Origin of the sequence: Oceanobacillus saliphilus (assembly GCF_023522835.1) — a bacterium.
GTDB lineage: Bacteria > Bacillota > Bacilli > Bacillales > Amphibacillaceae > Oceanobacillus > Oceanobacillus saliphilus.
Genome location: NZ_JALCZU010000008.1, coordinates 203,860 through 228,754 on the forward strand (window position 1 = coordinate 203,860; position 24,895 = coordinate 228,754).

26 protein-coding genes are annotated in these 24,895 nt (G+C 35.4%); 24 read left to right on the top strand and 2 right to left on the bottom strand.

What is annotated here, in order from left to right; translation table 11 throughout:
• The first annotated feature begins 17 nt into the window (after positions 1-17).
• The 16 genes from MN204_RS14325 to MN204_RS14400 all read left to right on the top strand — a co-directional run bounded on the left by MN204_RS14325 (position 18) and on the right by MN204_RS14400 (position 17,686).
• On the top strand, positions 18-161 hold the full coding sequence (locus MN204_RS14325; RefSeq protein WP_249871766.1) for a hypothetical protein: 144 nt from the start codon (positions 18-20) through the stop codon (positions 159-161).
• A 517-nt stretch (positions 162-678) separates the two neighbouring features.
• A complete protein-coding gene (gene putP, locus MN204_RS14330; RefSeq protein WP_249871767.1) occupies positions 679-2,202 on the top strand; it encodes a sodium/proline symporter PutP in 1,524 nt (507 codons plus the stop codon).
• A 771-nt stretch (positions 2,203-2,973) separates the two neighbouring features.
• Positions 2,974-3,270, top strand: a complete 297-nt coding sequence (gene gatC / locus MN204_RS14335; RefSeq protein WP_249871768.1) for an Asp-tRNA(Asn)/Glu-tRNA(Gln) amidotransferase subunit GatC — start codon at positions 2,974-2,976, stop codon at positions 3,268-3,270.
• Positions 3,271-3,345: 75 nt separating this feature from the next.
• Entirely contained in the window at positions 3,346-4,812 is a 1,467-nt protein-coding gene (gatA, locus tag MN204_RS14340; protein WP_249871769.1) for an Asp-tRNA(Asn)/Glu-tRNA(Gln) amidotransferase subunit GatA, read from the top strand.
• On the top strand, positions 4,812-6,242 hold the full coding sequence (gene gatB / locus MN204_RS14345; RefSeq protein ID WP_249871770.1) for an Asp-tRNA(Asn)/Glu-tRNA(Gln) amidotransferase subunit GatB: 1,431 nt from the start codon (positions 4,812-4,814) through the stop codon (positions 6,240-6,242). Before gatA ends, gatB begins: the two co-directional genes overlap by 1 nt.
• A 161-nt stretch (positions 6,243-6,403) precedes the next feature.
• Positions 6,404-7,312 carry a diacylglycerol kinase gene (locus MN204_RS14350; protein WP_249871771.1) on the top strand — a complete coding sequence of 303 codons (909 nt, stop codon included), beginning with the start codon at positions 6,404-6,406 and terminating at the stop codon, positions 7,310-7,312.
• Positions 7,313-7,501: 189 nt separating this feature from the next.
• Positions 7,502-8,881, top strand: a complete 1,380-nt coding sequence (gene rlmD, locus MN204_RS14355; RefSeq protein WP_249871772.1) for a 23S rRNA (uracil(1939)-C(5))-methyltransferase RlmD — start codon at positions 7,502-7,504, stop codon at positions 8,879-8,881.
• Positions 8,882-9,713: 832 nt separating this feature from the next.
• On the top strand, positions 9,714-10,136 hold the full coding sequence (locus MN204_RS14360; protein WP_249871773.1) for a hypothetical protein: 423 nt from the start codon (positions 9,714-9,716) through the stop codon (positions 10,134-10,136).
• Positions 10,137-10,262: 126 nt separating this feature from the next.
• Positions 10,263-10,691 (top strand): hypothetical protein, encoded by a 429-nt coding sequence (locus MN204_RS14365; protein WP_249871774.1) that lies wholly within the window; start codon positions 10,263-10,265, stop codon positions 10,689-10,691.
• Between the two features lie 440 nt (positions 10,692-11,131).
• Entirely contained in the window at positions 11,132-12,802 is a 1,671-nt protein-coding gene (locus MN204_RS14370) for a hypothetical protein (RefSeq protein WP_249871775.1), read from the top strand.
• A 581-nt stretch (positions 12,803-13,383) separates the two neighbouring features.
• Positions 13,384-13,941 carry a hypothetical protein gene (locus MN204_RS14375; protein WP_249871776.1) on the top strand — a complete coding sequence of 186 codons (558 nt, stop codon included), beginning with the start codon at positions 13,384-13,386 and terminating at the stop codon, positions 13,939-13,941.
• A 142-nt stretch (positions 13,942-14,083) separates the two neighbouring features.
• Positions 14,084-14,539, top strand: coding sequence for a GNAT family N-acetyltransferase (locus MN204_RS14380; RefSeq protein ID WP_249871777.1), 456 nt, complete (start codon positions 14,084-14,086; stop codon positions 14,537-14,539).
• A 161-nt stretch (positions 14,540-14,700) separates the two neighbouring features.
• Positions 14,701-15,246, top strand: a complete 546-nt coding sequence (locus MN204_RS14385) for a GNAT family N-acetyltransferase (protein WP_249871778.1) — start codon at positions 14,701-14,703, stop codon at positions 15,244-15,246.
• 140 nt (positions 15,247-15,386) lie between these two features.
• Positions 15,387-15,965 (top strand): hypothetical protein, encoded by a 579-nt coding sequence (locus MN204_RS14390; RefSeq protein WP_249871779.1) that lies wholly within the window; start codon positions 15,387-15,389, stop codon positions 15,963-15,965.
• Positions 15,966-16,076: 111 nt separating this feature from the next.
• Positions 16,077-16,343, top strand: coding sequence for a hypothetical protein (locus tag MN204_RS14395; protein ID WP_249871780.1), 267 nt, complete (start codon positions 16,077-16,079; stop codon positions 16,341-16,343).
• Between the two features lie 308 nt (positions 16,344-16,651).
• A complete protein-coding gene (locus tag MN204_RS14400) occupies positions 16,652-17,686 on the top strand; it encodes a serine hydrolase domain-containing protein (protein ID WP_306798714.1) in 1,035 nt (344 codons plus the stop codon).
• A gap of 214 nt (positions 17,687-17,900) precedes the next feature.
• Here the strand turns inward: MN204_RS14400 and MN204_RS14405 are convergent, their stop codons facing one another.
• On the bottom strand, positions 17,901-18,104 hold the full coding sequence (locus MN204_RS14405; protein WP_249871782.1) for a helix-turn-helix transcriptional regulator: 204 nt from the start codon (positions 18,102-18,104) through the stop codon (positions 17,901-17,903).
• On the bottom strand, positions 18,105-18,407 hold the full coding sequence (locus tag MN204_RS14410; RefSeq protein ID WP_249871783.1) for a hypothetical protein: 303 nt from the start codon (positions 18,405-18,407) through the stop codon (positions 18,105-18,107). It lies immediately after the preceding gene.
• A 1,219-nt stretch (positions 18,408-19,626) separates the two neighbouring features.
• Here MN204_RS14410 and MN204_RS14415 point away from each other — a divergent pair.
• From MN204_RS14415 to MN204_RS14450, 8 genes are all read left to right on the top strand, one after another.
• The gene (locus MN204_RS14415; RefSeq protein ID WP_249871784.1) at positions 19,627-20,103 is read left to right on the top strand and encodes a DUF2975 domain-containing protein; all 477 of its coding nucleotides are present in this window, start codon (positions 19,627-19,629) and stop codon (positions 20,101-20,103) included.
• A 10-nt stretch (positions 20,104-20,113) separates the two neighbouring features.
• The gene (locus MN204_RS14420) at positions 20,114-20,332 is read left to right on the top strand and encodes a helix-turn-helix domain-containing protein (protein WP_118890171.1); all 219 of its coding nucleotides are present in this window, start codon (positions 20,114-20,116) and stop codon (positions 20,330-20,332) included.
• A gap of 32 nt (positions 20,333-20,364) precedes the next feature.
• A complete protein-coding gene (locus MN204_RS14425) occupies positions 20,365-20,649 on the top strand; it encodes a hypothetical protein (protein ID WP_249871785.1) in 285 nt (94 codons plus the stop codon).
• An 80-nt stretch (positions 20,650-20,729) separates the two neighbouring features.
• Positions 20,730-21,302, top strand: a complete 573-nt coding sequence (locus tag MN204_RS14430) for a histidine phosphatase family protein (protein WP_249871786.1) — start codon at positions 20,730-20,732, stop codon at positions 21,300-21,302.
• Between the two features lie 709 nt (positions 21,303-22,011).
• Complete coding sequence (locus MN204_RS14435) at positions 22,012-22,944, top strand: GNAT family N-acetyltransferase (RefSeq protein WP_249871787.1); 933 nt, start codon at positions 22,012-22,014, stop codon at positions 22,942-22,944.
• 16 nt (positions 22,945-22,960) lie between these two features.
• The gene (locus MN204_RS14440; RefSeq protein WP_249871788.1) at positions 22,961-23,857 is read left to right on the top strand and encodes a serine hydrolase domain-containing protein; all 897 of its coding nucleotides are present in this window, start codon (positions 22,961-22,963) and stop codon (positions 23,855-23,857) included.
• A gap of 219 nt (positions 23,858-24,076) precedes the next feature.
• Positions 24,077-24,265, top strand: a complete 189-nt coding sequence (locus MN204_RS14445; protein ID WP_249871789.1) for a hypothetical protein — start codon at positions 24,077-24,079, stop codon at positions 24,263-24,265.
• Between the two features lie 348 nt (positions 24,266-24,613).
• On the top strand, positions 24,614-24,895 hold a 282-nt coding region (locus MN204_RS14450), incomplete at its 3' end, for a hypothetical protein (RefSeq protein WP_249871790.1).

Sequence of the window (24,895 nt, forward strand, 5' to 3'; positions counted from 1 at the left end):
AAAGGGAGGGAAAAATTATGAAAAAATTTTTAGCTGGATTATCGTTAGGAATTCTTTTGATAGGTGGGTTTGCATTTGTTCAAGAAACTAACCCAGTAGAACTAAGTATGGATCGCGAGCCAAGTATTTTGAAAGCTTATAGCACAACAGTACAGTTCTAATAAGTTTTTAATCAATTTATTTTCTTTACCCTATTACTATATGATGGATTGACCTGAAACGGAGTGGAACCTGTTTCAGGTATTTTTTTTTCCAATTTTTAGAGAGGGAAAACTTTCGATAATAATTTTTTAAAATAAATTTCGTCTCATTAAAAGATGAAGGGAAAAGAAGGTATTTGGATAAAACAGCAGTATTTTATGTTCTAAGCGACTTCAATTCATTATATAACGACATATCGTAGTTTATAAAAAGATAGAGCTGAATATACCAGGTTTGTACCTGTTAAAAAACTTGAAAATGGCTCTGGATCAACTTTCTTGGGTTGAAAATATTTGTAATCTATGAAATCATAATAAAGGTCATTTCACGGGGAATCATAAAAAAACTGAATCAGGGGAGGTAGATAGGATGGAATATGCAATCAGGGGTGCTACATGGTTTTGGTTATTTGTGCCAATGCCGATTGTCCTTTTATTATCCATCATTACAATGTTTACAGAGAGGAGAAAATAGAGAGTGAGTCTTACAACATTAATTACTTTTACCATTTATTTAATTGGAATGCTTGTAATAGGTTTAATCATGTATCGTCGAACTAATAATTTATCAGACTATGTTTTGGGAGGAAGAAATTTAGGGCCTGGTGTAGCTGCATTGAGTGCTGGTGCTTCAGATATGAGTGGATGGCTCTTACTCGGGTTGCCCGGTGCTATCTATGCGGCCGGAATGTCAGAGGCCTGGATGGCAGTCGGTCTGGCAATCGGTGCCTATTTGAACTGGCAATTCGTTGCAAAGCGATTGCGCGTTTATACAGAGGTATCCGCCAATTCCATTACACTTCCGGATTTCCTTGAGAATCGTTTTAAAGATAAGTCCCATATTCTTCGCGTTTTATCTGCTTTAGTAATTCTCCTGTTCTTTACGTTCTACACTTCTTCAGGGATGGTAGCAGGTGCTAAACTCTTTGAAGCATCATTTGGACTTTCCTATGATACGGCATTGTGGATTGGAGCTATTGTTGTAGTAGGGTACACGTTGCTGGGAGGTTTCCTTGCTGTAGCATGGACAGATTTCATTCAAGGCATATTGATGTTCCTGGCCTTGATTGTTGTTCCCATTGTGGCATTAAATGAAATGGGTGGATGGAACGCAGCAGTACAAGCTGTTGGAGAAATTGATTCCACACATCTTAATATGGTTCAAGGTGTTAGTATGATTGCGATTATCTCATCATTAGCATGGGGGCTTGGATATTTCGGTCAGCCGCATATCCTGGTCAGGTTTATGGCATTACGCTCTGCTAAAGATGTGCCTAAAGCGCGTTTCATTGGTACTGCTTGGATGGTATTGGGCTTATATGGTGCCATATTTACCGGGTTTGTCGGGTTGGCATTTATAAGTACCCAGGACGTTTCCGTACTTGGCGGTTTTGGAATACAGGTTGGATCCGAAAATGGAATACAAATGCTTGCAGATCCGGAGAAAATCTTTATTGCTTTTTCACAACTATTATTCCACCCGGTAATCGCAGGAATTCTGTTGGCCGCAATCCTTTCAGCGATTATGAGTACGATTGATTCGCAATTACTCGTCTCATCTTCAGCTGTAGCGGAAGATTTTTATAAAGCAATCTTCCGTAAAAAAGCTTCAGGAAAAGAACTCGTATGGGTCGGACGAATTGCAACTGTCATGATTGCATTAATTGCGGTTATTATTGCGATGAATCCGGAAAGTTCCGTGCTGGAACTCGTAAGTTATGCTTGGGCAGGGTTTGGTGCCGCATTTGGACCATTGATTATCCTTTCCCTATTCTGGAAAGGCGTAACAAGAAATGGTGCGCTTGCAGGTATTCTGTCAGGTGCTCTTACAGTTATAGTCTGGGGAGATATCTTGGAAGGCGGAATTTTTGACTTGTATGAATTACTGCCTGGTTTCCTCATTAGTATGGTTATTATCGTAATCGTAAGTCTTCTGGGCAAACCTGCACCAGAAGTCGAAGCGGAATTTGACCAAGCGGTCCGCATAACAAAAGAAAGGTAGTCCATACATCCACTTCTATTTGAATAGAGGTGGATGTTTTTTTAAGTAGTTTAATTAATTCTCATACATAAACAACCACATCGGTCCTCATAAAGGAGTCAAGTATCGATGTTTCAAAGAAAAGTCGCTCATCACTGTTATGAAGATCAAAACAAGAGAAGCAAGCGCCTGAAAAGACCTTCATCGCTGTTATGAAGATCAAAACAAGAGAAGAAAGCATCTGAAAAGACCTTTATCGCTGCCATGAAGATCAAAACAAGAGAAGAAAGTGCCTGAAAAGACCTTCATCGCTGTTATGAAGATCAAAACAAGAGAAGAAAGCATCTGAAAAGACCTTTATCGCTGCCATGAAGATCAAAACAAGAGAAGAAAGCATCGCAAAAGACCTTCATAGCTGCCATGAAGATCAAAACAAGACAAGAAAGCATCACAAAAGACCTTCATCACTGCCATGAAGATCAAAACAAAACAAGAAAGCATCACAAAAGATCTTCATTCACCGCCATGAAGATCAAAACAAGACAAAAAAGCATAGACAAAAGACCTTCACAAGCTACGCATTGCTACAGAATGTGGTGTCATTAGCTGCACTTTTTTTATGTCGGGGTATCAAGGCCTTGCACTTTTCTTCAATCAATATTCGCAAAAATTCACCTTCGTGCGACAGGATTTGCCTACAAGTGACTATCTCTGCTATTATCAATAGTGTTATAATAATGTAATGAGAAAAAGTACAACAATATATAAAACTTCTAGTTGGAGGTATGAGCAATGGCAGACATTTCAAAAGAGCAAGTAAAACACGTGGCACATTTGGCGAGACTTGCTGTAACAGATGAAGAAGTCGATAAACTGTCAGATGAATTAAGTGCAATCATCGACTATGCAGAGCAGCTGAATGAACTGGATACGGATGGTATAGAGCCAACAACCCATGTTCTTGATTTGAAAAATATTATGCGTAAAGATGAAGCGAAAGAGTGGATCACACAGGAAGATGCATTAAAAAATGCTCCTGATCACCATGGCGGTCAATTCCGCGTGCCATCCATAATGGCAGATAGCTAAGTATCCATCTTTAATCTGGATACGTGCAAAAATGTAATAACCAAGTTTTTCTAAGAATAAGGAGGGAAACCTTACATGGCATTATTTGACCATACGATTAAAGAATTGGAAGAAATGTTACATAATAAGGAAATAACAGTGCAGGATCTGGTTGATGAATCCTACAAAAGGATTAATGAGGTAGATGATCAGGTTCATGCATTTTTAACATTGGATGAAGAAAACGCTAGAGCAAAGGCGAAAGAACTGGACGAGGCAACGGATACTTCCGCAAGCCTGTTTGGTATGCCTGGTGGAATTAAGGACAACATCATGACGAAGGGACTACGTACAACGTGTGCGAGTCAATTCCTCGATAACTTCACAGACCCGTTATATGATGCCACCGTTGTTCAGAAATTGAATAAAGAACAAATGGTAGCTGTCGGTAAATTAAATATGGATGAATTTGCAATGGGATCGTCTAACGAAAACTCAAGCTATGACCCAACAAGAAATCCTTGGAACACCGATTACGTTCCTGGTGGATCAAGCGGTGGATCTGCAGCAGCAGTAGCAGCTGGAGAAGTATTATTCTCTCTTGGCTCCGATACTGGTGGTTCTATTCGTCAACCTGCAGCTTTCTGTGGCGTGGTGGGAATGAAGCCTACGTATGGACGTGTATCCCGTTTCGGACTAGTCGCATTCGCATCCTCCCTGGATCAGATTGGACCGATTACGCGTACTGTTGAGGACAATGCTCGTGTTCTTGAGGTTATCGCTGGGCATGATCAAATGGATTCGACAAGTGCAAATTTGGACGTACCTAACTATACAGAAGCACTTACAAATGATGTAAGTGGCCTGAAAATAGCAGTTCCAAAAGAATACTTGGCTGAAGGTGTCACACCCGAAGTAAGGGAATCTATACTGGAAGCATTAAAGGTTTATGAATCATTAGGTGCAACATGGGAAGAAGTATCCTTGCCACATTCCAAATATGCAGTAGCGACCTATTACCTGCTTTCATCATCTGAAGCATCTGCCAACCTGGCCCGCTTTGATGGTGTCCGTTACGGTGTACGTACTGAAAATGCAGATAACATGATTGATATGTTCAAGAATTCCCGCAGTGAAGGGTTTGGTCCTGAAGTTAAACGTCGAATCATGCTTGGAACGTTCGCCCTAAGTTCTGGTTATTATGATGCTTACTATAAAAAAGCGCAAAAAGTGCGGACATTAATTAAAAATGACTTTGACAAAATCTTTGAAGATTATGACGTTGTTATTGGACCGACAACACCGACGCCAGCATTTAAAGTAGGCGAGAAAACAGATGATCCATTAACCATGTATGCCAATGACATCCTGACAATCCCTGTTAACCTGGCAGGAGTACCTGGAATCTCCATTCCATGCGGATTCTCTGCAGATGGTCTTCCAATCGGATTGCAGATTATCGGAAAGCACTTTGATGAAAGTACGGTATATCGGACTGCACATGCATTTGAGCAGGCAACAGAACATCACAAAAAACGACCTCAGCTTGGAGGTGCCAACTAATGAATTTTGAAACGATTATTGGACTTGAGGTACACGTAGAATTAAAAACAAATTCAAAAATATTCAGCCCGAGCATCAATGAATTCGGGTCTGACCCAAATACGAATGTAAACCCGATTGACCTTGGTTACCCAGGTACACTCCCGGTATTAAACGAAGAAGCGGTAAACTTTGCTATGAAAGCTGCAATGGCACTAAACTGTGAAGTTGCGACGAATACAAAATTTGACCGTAAAAACTACTTTTATCCGGATAATCCGAAAGCATATCAAATCTCTCAATTTGATCAGCCCATCGGTGAACATGGTTGGATCGAAATCGAAGTGAATGGCAAGAAAAAGAAAATCGGTATTACACGCCTACATTTGGAAGAAGATGCAGGAAAACTGACACATGGCGAAGATGGCTACTCCTATGTTGACTTTAACCGTCAAGGAACACCGTTGATCGAAATCGTATCAGAGCCGGATATGCGTTCACCGGAAGAAGCATATGCATATTTGGAAAAACTGAAAAATATTATTCAATATACAGGAGTATCCGATGTGAAGATGCAGGAAGGTTCACTTAGATGTGATGCCAATATTTCACTCAGACCAATTGGACAGGAAAAATTCGGAACAAAAGCAGAACTGAAAAACCTGAATTCCTTCTCTTTCGTACAAAAAGGTCTTGAATTTGAAGAGAAACGTCAGGAGAAAGTATTACTTTCCGGCGGAGAAATTCTGCAGGAAACACGTCGCTACGATGAAAAGACAAAAGAAACCATCTTAATGCGTGTCAAAGAAGGATCTGATGACTACCGTTACTTCCCAGAACCGGATCTTGTGCCATTATATATTGATGAGGAATGGAAAGAACGCGTGCGCAGTGAAATTCCAGAGCTTCCGGATGCCCGCAGACAGCGTTACGTATCTGAGTTAGGATTATCAGAATATGATGCCGATGTACTTACAGCGTCTAAGCAAATGTCTGATTTCTTCGAAGAGGCAGTGGACCATGGTGCCGATATCAAGCAAGTATCCAACTGGTTGATGGGTGAAGTATCTGCCTATATGAATAAGCATTATAAAGAGCTCCAGGAATTAGCCATTACACCAGAAGCATTGGCAAAAATGATTAAACTGATTGAAGATGGAACCATTTCTTCCAAAATCGCAAAGAAAGTATTTGCAGAACTGGTTGAAAAAGGTGGAGATCCAGAACAAATCGTGAAGGACCAGGGACTTGTACAAATCTCAGACCCAGAACAGTTAAAAGAAGTTGTCAATAAAATCCTTGATGAGAATGAACAATCCATCATCGATTTTAAAAATGGGAAAGGGAAGGCTAAAGGATTCCTCGTTGGGCAAATTATGAAAGCAACGAAAGGCCAGGCAAACCCACCATTGGTAAACAAAATTCTTGCAGAAGAATTGGATAAAAGATAAATGTATTTTCCAGGGCTGTCATTTCATGAAATGACAGCCTCCGTAGTATAGCTTCATAAATCTTTTCAACCACTGAGAAAAGAACTATGATAGGAATGAAGATCAAGAAAAAATTTCATCAAAGAAACCCTGTATTGTGAACATGTAGGGGAGGAAATAAAATGGAAAAGGCCCGTATCATATACAATCCAACATCTGGACGCGAAGCAATAAAAAGAGCATTGCCAAGTGTTCTGGAAAGGTTTGAAGTAGCGGGGTATGAAACATCTGCACATGCGACCACATCCGAAGGCGATGCCATTAACGCAGCAAAATTTGCCGTAGAACGTGGTTATGATCTCGTGGTAGCCGCTGGTGGAGATGGCACGATAAATGAAGTTATAAATGGGCTAGCAGGCTATGAAAAACGACCTCGACTTGGAATCATCCCAGCCGGTACAACAAATGATTTTGCCAGAGCATTGCATATTCCAAGGGATATCAAAAAAGCTGTCGATATTATTTTATCTGGAAAATCCATGTTGCTTGACATTGGTAAAGTAAACGAACATTACTTCATGAACATAGCCGGTGGCGGAAAATTGACGGAACTGACCTATGATGTACCAAGTAAACTAAAAACAGTGCTTGGACAGTTGGCATATTATATAAAGGGAATCGAAATGCTTCCATCCCTGAAACCTTCCAAAGTCAAGATTGAGTATGATGGCCAGGTAATGGAAGAAGATATCATGCTGTTTCTCGTTTCCAACACAAATTCGGTAGGCGGATTTGAAAAACTTGCCCCTAATGCTAAAATGAATGATGGTTTATTTGATTTGCTGATATTGCGCAAAACAAACCTCGCCGAATTTATCCAAATCGCAACCCTTGCTTTAAGAGGTGAGCATTTGAAAAGTAAGAACATCATCTATACACAGGCAAGGAACATAAAAGTGAACACCGATGAAACCATGCAATTGAATATTGATGGAGAATATGGCGGAATGCTACCGGGCGAATTCATAAACCTACAGCAGCACATTGAATTTTGTGTACCAGAAGACTTCATCGAAAAAGAGGAAGACTGATATTGAAGTCTTCCTTTTTTGGTGACTTTTTGGTGCCTGTCACTTCCCGAATTATGTCGAAAACCGAACAGTTCCTGTCACTCCCGAAATTTGTCGAATAAGAACCATGCGGGTAATTCATAAACTTCCCGGAGAAAATATGGTAAGATAGATAACACATAAATTTGTACGTAAAAGGAAGATATATAAATGGCTAAACATACAGCTCCTGTTAAGAAAAATGATACGGTAACATTGACCTTCGAGGACTTAACACATGAAGGAAATGGCGTTGCCAAAATTGACGGCTATCCATTATTTGTACCTAATGGTTTACCCGGTGAAGAAGCGATTATTAAAGTAGTTAAAGTAAATAAAAATTTTGGCTTCGGTAAATTGCTCGAGCTCAAAACGGAAAGTCCCGAACGTGTTACAGCTTCCTGTCATGTCCACTGTGGCGGCTGCCAATTGCAACATATGAGCTACAAACTGCAGTTGGAAATGAAAGAAAATCAAGTGAGAAACGTGATGAAAAAGGTTGCACATCTCGATCATGTCCCCGTACATCCGATAATCGGAATGGAAAACCCACTGAATTACCGCAATAAAGTTCAGATTCCTGTTGGCGAAAAGAACGGAGAACTTATTGTTGGGTTTTATCAAAAACGAAGTCACCGAATCCTTGAAAATATGGACACATGCAGCATTCAGGATGAAACAATCAATGAAATCGTGAAAGCAACGAGAGAGATTGCAAATCGTATGGGCGTCAAAGCCTATAACGAGGAAAAACACAGTGGTGAATTGCGTCATATTATGGTTCGGACAGGCTATGCAACGAACGAAGCAATGGTTGTATTAATTACGCGATCGAATAAGCTGCCTGGTAAAGAACTGATTATCAAAGAACTGACAAAGCAATTCCCGCAAATCAAGTCAATTGTCCAAAATATTAATGATCAGCGTACAAGTGTCATTTTAGGAAATAAGACAAAAGTACTCTGGGGCGAAGAATATATATATGACAAAATTGGTGATATCACATTTGCTATCTCGGCAAAATCCTTCTTCCAGGTAAACCCTGCGCAGACAAAGACACTTTATGACAAGGCATTGGAATATGCCAAAATTGACAGCAATGATACCGTTATTGACGCCTATTGCGGTATTGGTACTATTTCATTGTTCCTTGCCCAAAAGGCTAAAAAAGTGTATGGAATCGAAGTAGTGCCTGAGGCAATTAATGACGCCAACAACAATGCGAAGCTCAATGGTATAGACAATGCGGAATTCTTTGTGGGCGAAGCTGAAAAAGTCATGCCGGAATGGAAGAAAAACGGTCTTGATCCAGATGTCATTGTCGTCGATCCACCACGCAAAGGCTGTGACGTAGACTTCCTGCAGGCAATGCTTGATATGGAGCCGAAACGAATTGTATATGTATCCTGCAATCCATCAACATTGGCACGTGATCTCCGAATTCTCGAAGATGGCGGTTATGAGACAAAAGAAGTCCAACCAGTTGATATGTTTCCTCAGACACCGCATGTGGAGGCGGTAGCGTGGTTGGAGAAACGGGTGTCTAACTAATTTAAACATCCCGTAAACATAATAAACATTTCCGATTACACCCCGGATTTCGTAATAATAAACATTTCCGATTTCGGGATTGGATCCAATATTTTCTCGGGTTTTTTTCAATAGAAACCCGGGATTTTTCATGTCTAAATCAATACATTTCAATATCTTTTCAATAGTTCATTTATGAATTTATTATCGCCATAACCATTATCAATACTGGGTTTGTCCAATATCCCACCCGTGTTTTGTATCAACAAACCATTCAGGTTTTCCTCAATATTATTTCGTATTTTCTTTTCTCTCTTTCCTGTGTTCTACTATCTTTCTATCACGCAACAAAATGAGAAATCTTTATTATAAAACCGAAAAAAAGGTGAAAAAACAGGTGAAAAAGCGGCGGAAAACGGCAAAACTTTATCATAAAATTATGAAAAAGTGGGGTTAGGTCGGAAAACTTTATTTTAACTGAAACGGTGAAATGCGGGTTTGAGGGGGAGGTTTTCGGTGATTTATAAAAAGGTTGTACATAGTAGAGAAAAGAATTCAGTTGAGTTTGTAATATTTCATCCATAATGTGGAAATGGAAATAAGAGAAATGAGAACTGAATGGGTTCGATTTAATATGGCGTTCTGAGCTGTGCGTTCTCCATTTTGATAGGAAATACAAGCACATAATCTTTAATAAGGGCTAATCAGTAGATTAGTCTTTTTTGGTTTAAGTACAAAATATATTGCAAATGTGACTTGCCAGGCAACCTATTAGATCTTTTCAGCAGATAAAATAAAAATATAAAGTTAAATGAATAGTAGAAAAGATAATAAGAAGAATGGAGAGGTAAATATGAACTTAATTAACGGATTAAATCGAAAATATGTTGAAGGTACAGATGTAGAGTTTATATACTACAGCAAAGATATGTTAGAGCAAAACCTAATTATATCGGTAGATACGTTTGTTTACGAAGACTCTTCTGATGGAAAAGAAGAGTGGAGTGTTGAAACTTGGATAAACGTTCAACACTTTAATGATATTGATGCGTTTTCTTTTACAATGTACAGTGGAGATTATTTGCAAGAAATTCAAGTTTATAGAATTGTAAAAGATGTTTATGACTTATATCTTGACAATGTATTATCAGACTTTTTAAAGATAATTCATGAGTTAAGTGTAGCTTTCCAATCGCAATCTATGCAAAGTAAGAAAGAAAACGCAATTAATGTCAGACAAGTGATATTATCGGATTTCGAAAAAGTTAATTGGTAGTAGAATCATGAATGTTAATGGCATTTCAATAAACAATCAATCACTTTTAGCCGATCCAATACCAAATCGGGTTGTATCGAAATGGTGATTTCCAAACAATCAAATACAAGTAAAGGATGAAGGCATATGACAAAGAAGACTATCATAGATCTAAGTGAAAATCCCAAGTTCGATCCCGAAGATTTAGAATTATCTAGTGATTATTTAGAATTCATTACCGAAAATTGGCACACTAAAGTACCTGAAACAAGAGGGTATACAGTTTGTCCCATGCAAGAAGCAACCCATGTAGTATTTTCTGAATTAGACCTAGCGTTAGCAGAAGAGCATGGTGAGAATTTTTCTATAAATGAGCTTTATCCAATTAAGAAAGTTGAAGAATCAGGCGGCACTTTTATTGTTGATGACAAAGGACAAGCTATTATTGGATTTGATTTATATATTCCTTGTGAATATCTTAAAAAGGTGGAGGAGAAGGAAGATACAGATTATAGTAATGTAGCACTTCCAAGTAATGTTGTTTCTTTATCAGACTATAAGAATAGAAAGAAGTAATGAACAGAAAGTCTCTGCCTTAAATAAAATTAAAATTAAACCGAGGGTTTTACTAGTGTTTTTTCGGTAGGCCTTCGGTTTTTTATGACAAAATTAACATTGAACCAATTTCACTTTTTAAGAGAAGTTAAAATCTGAATCTAATCGTGTTTTTTTATTCCAGACCCCTACAATCTGAAAGATAAAGCGGATTATTATTCTAAAGTTTGGATTGCTTATCTCCCGCATTTAAGCCAATATGTTTCCGCTAATTTAACCAGCTTCATAATAGCCCCATAATACCATCTTCAAGTTAAATAGAATTTATCCAAGGAATTACTAGAACCTCCTAAGACGTGTATAGAGGTAAAACCATAGCCATGGGCAAGTAGAATAAAGACAAAACAAATAAATCATTAGAAGTCATCTATGATTTTCTATAAAAAGGAGGTTTTTTTATTGTGAGTTTAGCAGAACAATTATTTCAAAATCAAGATTCAGAATCTGAACGAGCCATTGCGGAATATCATAAAAACCATAAGGAAAAATTGATTAAATATCCTAACATGATTCCTACATATGATCAAAAGACGAAGAAAGTATATTGTGTTTACAAACCAAGGAGTGTAGACGACTTATTGGAGATAATGATTGGCCTTTCAACTGAAGATGTTGACAGGCTGCTAAAGAGGTATGGTTTTTTCATACATCGACATTATGTTTATAAGCGATTACAATTAACAGAGAAGAATAGAAATAAGAAAAAGAAGAAATCCACTAAAGCGACTGAATCTACAATAACCCCAAAAACCACTGTTAGGATAACTGATAGTCAGAGTATTAACATTTCTCAAATGGCTAATTTCTTTTCTTTTGCTTTTGATACTGATGCCAATGTTTTTGTTCATTTTTTGAACAAGGAGACTAAGGAAACCTACTTCTACCCAATAGATACCCTCAAAGATAAGACAAAACTCTCCGCAATTTTACACTCCTACACTTTTAGTCGTAATGTAGAACTTATGTATTCCCTGTCCACTTACAAAACAATGAAAAGTTCAACCGATGAGAATGTATTCTCCATCCCGTTGATACAGGTAGATGTAGATTACAGAAAAAGTCCAAAGCATAAGGGAAAGTCACCTGAGCAAGTATGGCAGTCAATTCTTGAATCTGAGGTTGGGAACACAATTCCGTTTCCATCAGCTATTGAATATGGTCACCAACTAAGATTGCTATTCAAAATTAAGGACCTATACGTGAAAAAAGGTTCCGAAGCATTAAAGAATATAGCAAGAAGGATTTCAAAAGTGTTTGCCAAAAGATTATCCAATTATGGGGCGGAAGCTCAACCTATCACGTCTCATGGACGAATTGCAGGCAGTATCAATAGCAAAGATGGCAGCACAATCCAAATTAAGCAGTTTGGCTATGAGTATGAGATAGAAGAGATAAAAGAGAAATGGCTAGATCCCCTACCAGATTGGTACTTGGAATGGAAATCAAAGACAAAGAATAAAGACAAGGTCGTCCCTCCTCTTAATACTTTTACCCTCAACAAAAAAAGATTAAGAGATTACTTTCGGATTGTCGAGTACTTTAATGGAGACTTGGATGGAAGAAAGTTCTTATGCTTCATGGTCAGATCACATGCTCTTTCGGCTGGATATACCCCAATGGAAGCCAAGAACTTAATGCTTGAAATAAATGACCACTTTAAAATCCCACTAAAATCACACCTCATCGAACAAAATACCCGAAATGTAGAGCGTAAACAGTACTTTTATAAAAACGAAACAATTTTAGAATGGCTCTGCATTACTCCAGAAATGGAAGAAAAAATGAAGTTGGAGACAATTATAAGCGGTACAGAGAAAAAACGAAGGAACAGGGTGAAGAAGGTAAGACAGTATAGAGAAGAGACATACGGAGACCCAAATATCAGTAAACGGGCGTTAATTGAGGGAGAAAAGCAAAAAATAAAAAGCCTTTTAGATGAAGGTTTGAAGAAAAAAGATATATGTAATATATTGAGGATTCACCCTAAGACACTACAAAGACGGATCAGAGAATTAAAAGTGATGGCTCCCTTCAATAGGCGGGCCTTCGTTTTTTATTCTGGTTGGTTATGAAGTACATTTTGTAGTTGGTTATCTCTATTAAATAGTGGACAATTTTCTCATCTTATATGGGGGAGCTTATGTGGAACAACCGACAACATAGGTTTTACCTGGTAACTAACTAAGATGATCTACACCTCAAATACACTAAATACGGAGAAATAAGCTAGATTATTTCTCCAGCGAAGCGTAATCTTTTGCGTGTTTACGTTAACCACTCTAATTATATAGTTTTATCCTCTGAAAAATTAAATATATAATTGTAAGTGTTATTAACCTCCCTAATCCTGTCCCTTCTCTCTTCTATGAATTCCATTGCCTTGAGATTTAATAGGCAAGGTAAAAGTAAAGGGGAGAATCAAGATTAAATATGCTAGAGGTGGGTTATAACTATTCGGAATATATAGTAAAATAGAAGTGAATATAGATATTGTGAAGGAATGTACTTAAACTATATGGCAGGTTAGTGGAAGAAGGATATTGAGGATCAGAAATAGAAATTATATATAGAGAATAAGAAAGGGTGAGAAAATGGATGGCGTTGGATTTTATTTACCTATTCCTTGAATTAAGTGTGTAATGGGGGTGTTTTGATGAAATTACTATTATCGATTTTCTTCGTAATTATTGTATTTGTGTCTGGTTGTAGTGACGTAAATGATGAAGAAATATCAGAAACTAACGTTATACAACAAGTAGCATTAGAAAGTAATATCTCATCAGAAGATATATTTTATACTAATGAAATAGATGATAATGGATTCTCTCTGTATCAATCACCTAATGGTTATGGCATTCTTAACTTTTCCAATACAGAAAATGAATTGGTTTCTCAAGGGAATTATAGTTTTGAGTATACTGCCAATATGGAAACAACATCATTTACCTTTAGCCAATCAACTTGGCACAAAGGGGAAATTTCTTTAGAAAAAGAAAATTTTTATTCATCGGTATTCTTTGGCGAAGTATTTGATCCCAAAATTGAACGTATTATTGTCGAATATGACGATTTTACGGAGGAAGCAAGTATTGTAAAAAATAAGGATAGAAAATTTTGGTATCTTATTTCTAAGCAGGATGATGGCAATGAAACTATAAACAAAATTACTGCTTACTCTACGACTGGAAAGTTACTTTATGAGGAGAGATAGAATAATGATTTATTAAACTATCGGGTGCGTTTCTTCAAGAAGGAGATCGTACCCTTTTTATCGAAGTATAGGGGCAGTTTAGTTTAACATAATTTAGAACAGTAATTTAATTACAGTTTTAAAATTGGAGGGTAAATTAGATATGTGGATTAATAATGGATTTTCAATTTCTACGAATAAAGATTATTTAGAGTTATCATTAATACATAACTTCTTAAGTAAAGAAGCATATTGGTCAAAGGGGATACTCAAGCAAACAGTAAAAAAGGCAATTGAAAATTCTCAGTTATGTTTTGGAATTTATAAAGGTGAAGTAGGTAAAGATGTTTTTGAACAAGTTGGTTTTGCAAGGATAATTACTGATTTAGCGACTTTCGCTTATCTTTGTGATGTGTTTATATTACCAGATTATCGGAAATTAGGGCTATCAAAATGGTTAATGGATATTATTACAAGCCATTCCGATCTAAAGGGAGTTCGGAGATTTATGTTAGCTACTAATGATGCACATTTATTATATAGCCAATATGGCTTTGAACAGAATGTTAATCCCGAACTATTTATGCAAAAGGTACTTAAAACTCCATATCAACAGTAAAATTTCTTTAATTACCTGGGGCGATGCTTAAAAAAGGCATTGCCTTTCTTAAATTAATTAATGAAGGAGATTGAGATTGTGAAGCAATCTACTTAAACGAAGCAGGTTAGTGTAAGATGGAAAAGTATAAATTAAAGGATAACAACGAGGGGGAGTAAGGTTTGCTTACACATAAAATTGATGAAGAAGTTTCTTTAAGATTGTTTAATGAAGATGATGCTGAGGAATTTTTTAATTTAACTATTAGTTCGAAATCATATTTGAAAGAATGGCTTGGTTGGCTTGATAATATAAAGACTGTTGAAGATTCTGCTAAAAATATTAAAACTAGACTTAATGAATTAGTACAAAATGGAGGTTATCCAAAGTCATTTGCAATTATATATAGTGGAGAAATCGCTGGTACAATTGGATTTAATGATATAGATAAGACTAACAGAATTGGAGTTATAGGTTATTGGTTGGGTGAAAAATTTCAAGGTAAAGGCATAATGTCCAAAGCATTTAAAAATGTAATTGATTATGGTTTTAAAGAACTTAAATTAAATAGGATTGAAGTAACTGTTGCAGTTGAAAATCATAAAAGTAGAGCTCTTCCTGAACGATTTGGCTTCACAAAAGAAGGTGTAATTAGACAAGCAGAGTGGCTATATGACCATTATGTTGATCACGTTTTTTACGGACTTTTGGTTGATGAATGGAAGTAATTAAAACGCTTCTTATTCAACTAACTGGTGCAATCCGAAAAGAAGGAGAAGCACCCTTTTTGTTAATTACGCTATAAATAACCATAATATTGAAACTTATGCGATAATTAATCCGTATTGAAGATTAGGGAGGTGATTTCTTGAGGTTATGGAAACATTTTATCAGCCTAATTTTTGTTTTATTCATTTTATCAGCTTGTTCATCAAATTCATCTCTGGAACTGTTAGATGCGACTGTTGATATTGTTAAAGATAAAAATTTACTTGGGTCAATTGGGATAACGGAAGGAGGACGAGAGGGAGAGGAGCTAATACCTACAGCTTTGTTTTATGAGTTCACGATTAAAAATACTGGTAATAAAACATTAGGTATTGGAGAAGTTGATAAAGGAATCGTACTTGAGATTGAACCCAAAGAAATATTAAAATCCGTGTCAGAAGATGTAATAGGCTTTAATATTTATAACCCTGAAGATTACAATGAAAGTGGATTAGGCTTCGGCCAAACTTCTTCATTAGTTCTTGAACCTGACCAAAATGCAAAGTATACTCTTCATTATCTTTTAGGTGTAAGTGAAAAAAATCCCGACGTACCAATCCTTGTGCCTTCAAAAGAAAAATTAGAAGAGCTTAGAGATAATGCATTTAATGCATTTTTAGTTATTACAGTCGAAAATGAAGAAATAGCAAGATTTGATCTGAATGAACTTGAAAATTAACTTATTAAACTAATGGGTGCGATTCAAAAAGAATGATCAGCACCCTTTTATGTTGAATCTATAGAAATAACAGCAGTGCATAAAGTAAAAGAGGGAATTGGGGGAAGTGTGATGACAAGAGATAAATTAAAAGGTTTTGTTGTTTTAGGCTCCTTATTAACCGCAATTGGTGCTATATTACTATTCTTCAGTGTTAATTTCGGAACATCACTTGCTGAAAATTGGTTAGTCAAACAAGGTGGCACGGACACTGCAACATACCTAATAATAATCGAAGGTAATATAAATAACTTCTTAGCTGCTGGAAGTATCCTTTTTGGTATAGGCATTCCTATCACTCTTTTTGCTTATTATAAGATGCTTAATATTAACGAATAAAAATTAATAATATTATTTTTCTTATTCAACAATTTGGTGCTTTACTTCAAGAAGAGGGCAAAGCCTTGTTCCTTATTGAGCTAACGGGCAGGAAAGTTAAAGAAATGGAAACTAAAGTGTATACAATGTTTGGTATATAACAGAGTATTGCTAAAATTATCGGGCTATGCTACTCTCACAATACTTATCCAGATGACATAAGTGAGATAATTTTTGTTGGTTTCCTTAATGGTTAAAACAGTAATGTTGCAGAGTGCCTCCAATCATATTGGGGGTATTTTTTAATATTCAAAGGGAGAGTGAATAAATTGCTATTAAAAAATGATAACACAAACTTGTTTGAAGATGTACATACTCATGTAAAAGAAAGTGCTGAAAAGTTGGGTTCAAGTGGTGGTGCTCTATTTATTATTCATAACGAAAAGATCGTAACAGAGTCTTATTTGGGTAAACAGTCGCATGGTAAACATGCTCGAGATGTTCAAGTAGACACTCAATTCCACATTGCATCTGTAAGAAAGGCTTATATTGGTTTTGCTGCTGCTTACGCTATTTACAATGGCTATTTTTCTATTGATGATCCGATTCGACAGTTTGTTAAAAATTCCCATCTTTCCGCATATGAAGGTGTGACCATTCGTCACTTATTAACACACACACATGGACTTAGAATAGTTGATGGTAAACTAAAAAGTGAATATAAACCAGGTGAATCGTGGGCATATAGAGGTCCCAGTATTGACTTGTTGACAACAATTATCAGAAAAACAACGGGACAGTCCGTTGCTGATATTGTTAAAGAGCAGGTATTTAAGCCTGTCGATTTTCAATCGACAGAATGGATTAAGATGAGTCAGCCTCATTCAAAAATTGCTGGCACTATTCGAGATGCAGATAACCTCACCTGGACGGAGACAGATGTAATAGATGGTTCTGGAATGAATATGTATGTGTCTGCAAAAGAGCTTGCCTTGTGGGGCTACCTTCATTTAAAAGAAGGGGAATGGGGAGGGAAACAACTAATCCCTAAAGAAATCATTCAAATGGCAACATCCATTCAGACTCCTAACCCGAGACTCCCTATACATAAGAATGGATTTTTATGGTTTGTTAAAGATACGAACCATTCCTTTAACCAAATAGGCGATAAAGTACCAAAAGGTTCTTATCAATTACTCGGCTACACAAATGTAGCCCTGCTCGTCATTCCAAAGGAAAACCTAGTAGCAGTAAGAATGTTAAACCGTTATGGTTCATCTGAAGGATTTGATTATCTCAATAACATTCGGGCTTTTGGAGACATTGTTTATGAATGTTCCATAAAAACAAGTACAACTCAATAATGGAAGCTGTTCCAAATATCCACAACAACTCCAAGAAAAGTTGAGAATTATTATTAGACTTTGGTAATTAGAGCCTTATTATTGTTTTGCTAACGGGTGCATTACCGCAACAATGGTAATGCTATTCATTTATGTAAATGGCAGGATAGTACACAGAAGAATTGTTCAAGTGTTGAGGAGTGCATAAAAAAGACCTCGATATGAGGTCAATTTATCACTTTCTAATAGCACTACTGATGAAAAGCTCATCTACTTTGGTATCCAATACAGAGGCTATGTCAAACGCTAATTGTAAAGTAGGGTCGTATTTATCATTTTCAATTGCATTTATTGTTTGCCTGGATACCTTACAGTGCTTAGCCAGTTCTTCCTGCGATAATTTAGCTGATTTTCTTAATTTCTTAATGTGATTTTTCATTTAATCACCATATTTTTTTCTGTAAATTAGTAATGTTACCAGGTATATAATTAAAATCAGCGTCAGAAACATTATTGGCGAAATTTTATAACCATTATATGAAGCATTCTCTTGAAAAGTTAGATAAATTGATTGTGCAACTTCTAAAATTAGCACACCTATAACTACGATAAATGAATATGATTGAGCTTTCGCTTTGATAAACTCCCTTCTTTCATCACCCTTTCGAGAACTTGCCGCAACAAGAATCAAAATTCCGCAAACTAACAATATGACTGAATACACAATTTTTACCCAATCCATTTTTTGTTCCCTCCTCAATAAAAATGTAAAAAGTATTTGACATTTATCATTGTAGCATTAGCTTCGGAAATGTCAAATACTTTTTACATTTTTTAAATTATAACTAAAAACAACAATCTTTTGGAAAACAGCCTTATGAAAAGAATGGTTTCCAATCTTGCGTGAGGGTTCTTTAGTCGCATTCGTTAAGTTAAGTTAGATGGATTAATTTAAAAACATTTTGTTATTGAAAAAACATAAAAATAAGAGATGCACCTTTAAATAGGTGCAACATTTTTTTATAAGACAATGAGTATATAATTAAGCAACAATTTCTTTCTTATAAAAATATGCACTTAAAGTAACGGATGCTTTGTTTGAAGGCAAAAAAGTTCTTAATGAAGAATGGAGGTTTTAAAAAATGAAGTATTGTATATTTTGTGGCATTGTAAGAGAAGAAGTTGTTTTATCAAAGGAATTATCCTATGTACAGAAACTTCTGTACATAGGATAATTCACTGTCTAAAGTAATATCTAAAAATAAGAGCTTTATAACATAAACATTGATATAACTACAAAAATAAAGAGTCTGATTTGCTATCCAAATCAGACTCTAAAAGTGCATTTAATTTACAATTTGCACCTCAAAACAGAACCCGTTACCCTTCAATAGGCCTTCGTTTTTTATTCTGGTTGGTTATGAAGTACATTTTGTAGTTGGTTATCTCTATTAAATAGTGGACAATTTTTTCATCTTATATGGGGGAGCTTATGTGGAACAACCGACCACATAGGTTTTAACCAGTGACTAACTAAGGTGATTTATACCTAAAGTACACTACATACGGAAAAATAATCTTATAATTATAGGTGTTATTATCCTCCCTAATCCTTTCCCTTCTCTGTAAGATCTTAATTTCTTGCCTTTAGAATTAAGTTGAATATGCTATAAATGGGTTATAATTATTTTGAATATATAGTAAAATGGAAAATAATATAGGTATTGTGAAGGAATGTACTTAAACTATATGGCAGTTTAGTTGAAGAAGGATTATTAATTATGAGTAACTCGAAGTATAAAGGCATTCCTTTGTGAAGAAGGTATGCTTTTAATTTTGCTAGAAATTGAAGGTATTAAATATAAAAATAAAGAAATAACAAGATATGATAAATATTTATTGCTATTCAATAAATAATGTATTAAGGTGTAATTATCAGTTAATAAGTGAGGTGCTTTTTAATGAAACGAAGTTCAACAATTTTCTTAAAGATAGCTGTTTTTCTTATTGGAGTTATCGTACTTTCTTTGTGTATTTTTTTCCTACCGTGGTTGGCAAATGATACGGCAGAAATGTTTCCAGAGTTTGCTTTTTTACAGTATCCTGTTTTATTAGGTTTGTATTTAACTACTATCCCATTTTTTGTTGCTCTGTATCAGGCTATAAGACTTCTGAAATTAATTGATAATGAAGATGCCTTTTCGGAGTCATCTGTAAACTCTTTAAACCTAATTAAGTATTGTGCAATTACTATAAATATCTTGTATGTAATAGGGTCCATCTTACTTATGTCACAAAGTGCTTTGCATCCAGGAATAGCAATTATCGGCTTTATAATATTTTTTGCCTCGGTTGTTATAGCAGTATTTGCTGGAGTTCTTCAAAAATTATTAAGAAATGCACTAGATATAAAGTCAGAGAATGATTTAACAGTTTGAGGTGAAAACAATGGCAATTATAATCAATATTGATGTGATGTTAGCAAAAAGGAAAATGAGTGTAACTGAGCTCTCAAATAGGGTTGGGATAACGATGGCTAATATTTCTATATTAAAAAATGGAAAGGCAAAGGCTATCAGATTTTCAACCTTAGAGGCTATTTGTGAGGTGTTGGAATGCCAGCCTGGTGACATCTTAGAGTACAGAAGCGACAAAGATATTGACTAACTTATTTAGACTACTTTAATATCGGGGCAGGATTGTGGAAGAGTGTTCTTCAACTTGTGTTCAACAATCGGGCCAAGATTGTTGAAGAACAGGTGATTTACAGAAGGGGTGATGTCATGGGTTTTTGGTATTTACTATTGCTTTTAATAGGTGTCATTTTGATAATTATAGGAATCATGAAAAAAGGTGTCTCTTCAGCGGTTAAGGTAGTAATTTTATTATTTGTAATTGGAATCTTATTCGTTGTGGTGTCGATAGTTTTATTGATGCCTGGTAGTTCTGATTTAATTGCAGAACTGCTGAAATTAGATTGGTAATTTTTAATTTTTTAAAGCAAACGGGCACAATTGCGGAATAAACGTCACTGTAGAAAGATAAATACTGGGGGCAATTATATATGAAAACTTATATATATATGGTGAGACATGGTGATTCACCAAAAGTCGGAAATGAAAGATCAAGAGGGTTAACTATTAAAGGGAAAATAGATGCTCAACGAATAACTAATGTCTTAAAAGAGGAAGGTATTAACGTTGTTACATCCAGTCCATACAAGCGTTCAATCCTAACTGTTCAGGAACTAGCAGATCGATTAGGGCAAAACGTTTTGGTATTCGAAGACCTTAAAGAGAGAATCTTTACAAGGGAAAATAAGCGAATTTCTGATAAAGAATTATTCCCGTTGTTAAGCAAGTCGTTTTTTGAACCAAACTTTACTTTACCTGGAGGAGAGTCTAATGCAGACTGCCAGGCAAGAGCTACAAAAACCTTAAAAGAAATATTAAATACTTATCAAGGACAGAAAGTAGTTGTAGGTACTCACGGAGCTGTAATGACTTTAATGATGGGTTATTTTGATAGTAACTATGATTTGGAATTTTTACTCCAAACATCAAAACCAGATGTATACAGAATGGAATTTAATGGAGAAGAACTGGTGGAAGTTAATAGAATGTGGAAGTTTACATAGGGGTATATATGATACTAAAAGTATTGGAAAAATATGATGTAACAACCTGTTAGATTATGTAACTAGTGAAGAAACACACTTAAATAAGCGAGTGCAGGAGTTGAAGAACTATAATTTCACTTGATAGACCTTTCTAAACTAATAATTTCGGAATCTTAAAATTAATATGTAAATATTATGTTACTATTTGTTTATAGGTACTGCGTTAATGAGCAGAAACACAAGTTGGAAGAATAAATTATGATAATTAAACCGACAGAAAAAGTCTTAATGTCATGGATGGACAATTACGTACCTGATAAGGATTTATTTTTTCTATCGACAGAACATCTCAAGGGGACATTGTGATTTGGAAAGATGAAAATGGAATAGTTCAACATGCAGCTTATCATATTGGGGAGGAATTATATTTTAATACGCATGGCCAAACGATGTTTAATCCTTGGAAGATACTTTCAAAAGAGCAACTTTATAAGGGATGGGAGTATCTGATACCTGTTATTTTTCGATATTATAATTAAACGTTTCGTTAAAATTGAAGAAGCAGAATGAATCTATAGTCATTTACTCTTACTGTACTAACTGGTGCAATCCTTAAAGAAGGAGAAGCACTCTTTTTTGTTGAATTTATACTGTAGAGGCAGTAGCGTTCAATAAGAAATATTATTAACTAATGTACTTTAAACTAAAAAAAAGGGGGTATTATACGATGATTGTAGAGGGCAGTTTTTACGTTAGAAGCTATCATGAACGAGACTGGGGCTCAGTAGTACAATTATATAAGAAATTGATCAAACACCGAGAAGATGTGATCTATTGGTGGCCGGGTCCAAAAAATACATGGGATAATGTATACTGCGTTTTTAACAAAAGATCATTGATTGCAAAAGGACAAGTGCAAGTGATTAATTCGATTGCTGAGGATTATCAAGCTGATACCGACCATTTAATCTTTTTCAATATAAAAGTTGATCCGGAGTGGGAAAATCATAACGAAATTAGGAATCTTCTTTATGAGCGTTTACTACAAAGGGCTATATTACTCAAGAAGCAACTACCACCGCAGTTTCCTATAAAATTATGTGCAGGTAACTATGCAGCCGAAACAAAAGATAATTCCTACCTTGAATCAAAAGGATTTAAACATTTTGAAAGTCTTTTTTGGATGAATTTTGCAATAGGTAAATCTGTTCCTAAATCAAACTTAACGCTAAGTCCTGTCAATATAAAACATTGGAATATGGACACCTACGAAGAAGAAATAAAATATTTACAGACGGAAAATGAAATTTGGCCAGAAAATCCTACGGGTTTAGGGAAACTTCGTGTATATAAGAGTAATCGATACTGGACTTCCATTACTGCTTTTTACAACGATGAAATCATTGGCAGTGTTATGGCTTGGAAGGAAACAGATGAGAATATAGGCACAATAGAAAATGTTTTTGTTAAGCCTAATTGGAGAAACCGTCGTCTCGCCAAGCATTTAATAACAGAAGGGATTCGTCATCTGAAAAACAACTGCAATCTTGAATACATACAGCTTCTCGTTGAAACTAAAAATGAATCTGCATTAAAACTTTATAAGTCGATTGGTTTTGAATTTAAAAAAGAAGAAAGAAGATATTGGATTAACATATAGGGGGATAACCAGGAGAATGAATTCATTAAACGATTTTGAAAATAAACTAAAAAAAGACAAAGTTGATAGTGCACTTGTCCAGAGGAATAATACTGTGATATTTGAATATTATCGAAACAATAAAATGAAAGAAAAACAACATAAAATATATTCTGTGACAAAAAGCATTTTATCCGCATTGATCGGGATTGCGATAGACAAAGGGTATATCGAACATGTTAACACACCAATAATTAATTACTTTCCAAGATTAAATAAAGATATAGAGAATCAGAAAATCACAATCAAACACCTGTTGACAATGACTTCAGGGCTACACTGGCCGGGTAATAGTAGTATGATACCCAGCAAAAATTGGGTAAATTTTGTACTTAAACAGGAAATCGAAAACCTCCCTGGAGAAGAAATGGTCTACAGTTGTGGTTCTTCACATTTATTAAGTGCAATTTTACAAAAAACAACAGGATTAAATACCGAAATCTTCGCCAAAAAGCATCTATTTACTCCTCTTGGAATAACAAACTATAAGTGGAACCATGATGCTCAAGGTATAGCCATTGGTGGATTCGGATTAACGATGAAAACAGTTGATATGTTAAAAATCGGTACACTATATTTTAAAAATGGAGTATGGAAATCCAAACAAATTGTACCCCTTTATTGGATTGAGGAATCTACAAGCTCCAAGGTTAAAATTGATGAAAATTATACATACGCATATCACTGGTGGAATATGGATTTCGACAATCAAATAGGTAAGATATTTTTTGCGTCTGGATATGAGGGACAATATATCATTGTCGCACCTGACTATCAATTGGTAGTGGTTTTGACAGGTAGTATGAAAGATGATGAAGCAAGTCCTTTACAATATTTTAAGGACTTCCTATTGCCTTATACGCTCAGTCAGTAAGTGCTTTTTAGTGCTCCTTAGTTTATTATTATCTAGTTATTAATTATCCCTTTTTTTATTGAACTAACTGGTGCAAGAGTTAAACAAGGTGGTCATTGAAATTGATTGCCTTTGTCTTTTTTGTGAAGATTATTTTCGGAATTTTATGTTATTATTGATATAGAGATATTGAGCTAACAGAGCAGATTAGTTTTACAAATTAAAAAATGAGGTGATGTAGTGGGGTTTTATTATTTCATAATTCTTTTTGTAGGGATTTTTTTTATTTTAGGAGCAGGATTACAAGCGTTTAAACATCATTCATTGTCAAAAAAAAGGGGTATATTAGGCGTTATTGGTTTATCAATCTTTTTATTTACACCAGGTAGCTCCGATATTATTGCTGAATTTTTGAGATTGAATGAATAAAAAATATTAAACTAAATGGTGCGATTATTCAACAAGAACATTAGCTTCTTTGCGAACACAAATAGTAGATGTTAGTGGTGGTGTTTCATTTTCATGATTTCCTTTTTATTATTTTTACCCATTAAATAGAAAAGTCATTTGAAAGTTGTTTATTTATCTATTTTAGCGTTAATAATTTTGACAGTTCCGTTTATATTGTATTACTTACTTGAACTTTATGCGTTCTTAAAAGATATAAGCTATTATATCTAACGGGTGCTTTCCCTATGGAGGTTAAGCCCCTCTTTTTGTTGAATTTACAATAAGGACAGAGATGAATTTTTAAAGTAAAGGAGTGATTATAGGAAGATGAATTTAAAGGGTGAACTGAAATTTGAAAATCTGGTTGCACTTCAACGGGATTCTCTAAAAACGCTAGATAAGTCAAGAAAACGAATTACTATCTTAAAAATTTTAGCGATTCTGCTGTTTATCTTCACAATATTTTTCATTAATCCATCCCCTCAGCCAATCCATATTGCTATTAATATCGTTTCGACGGTTATCTTCGCTTTATTGTTACCGATTATTATAAATAAAGCTGCTGTGAAACTAGTAAGAAAAAGTGAGAATAGTAAACGGATTGGGCCT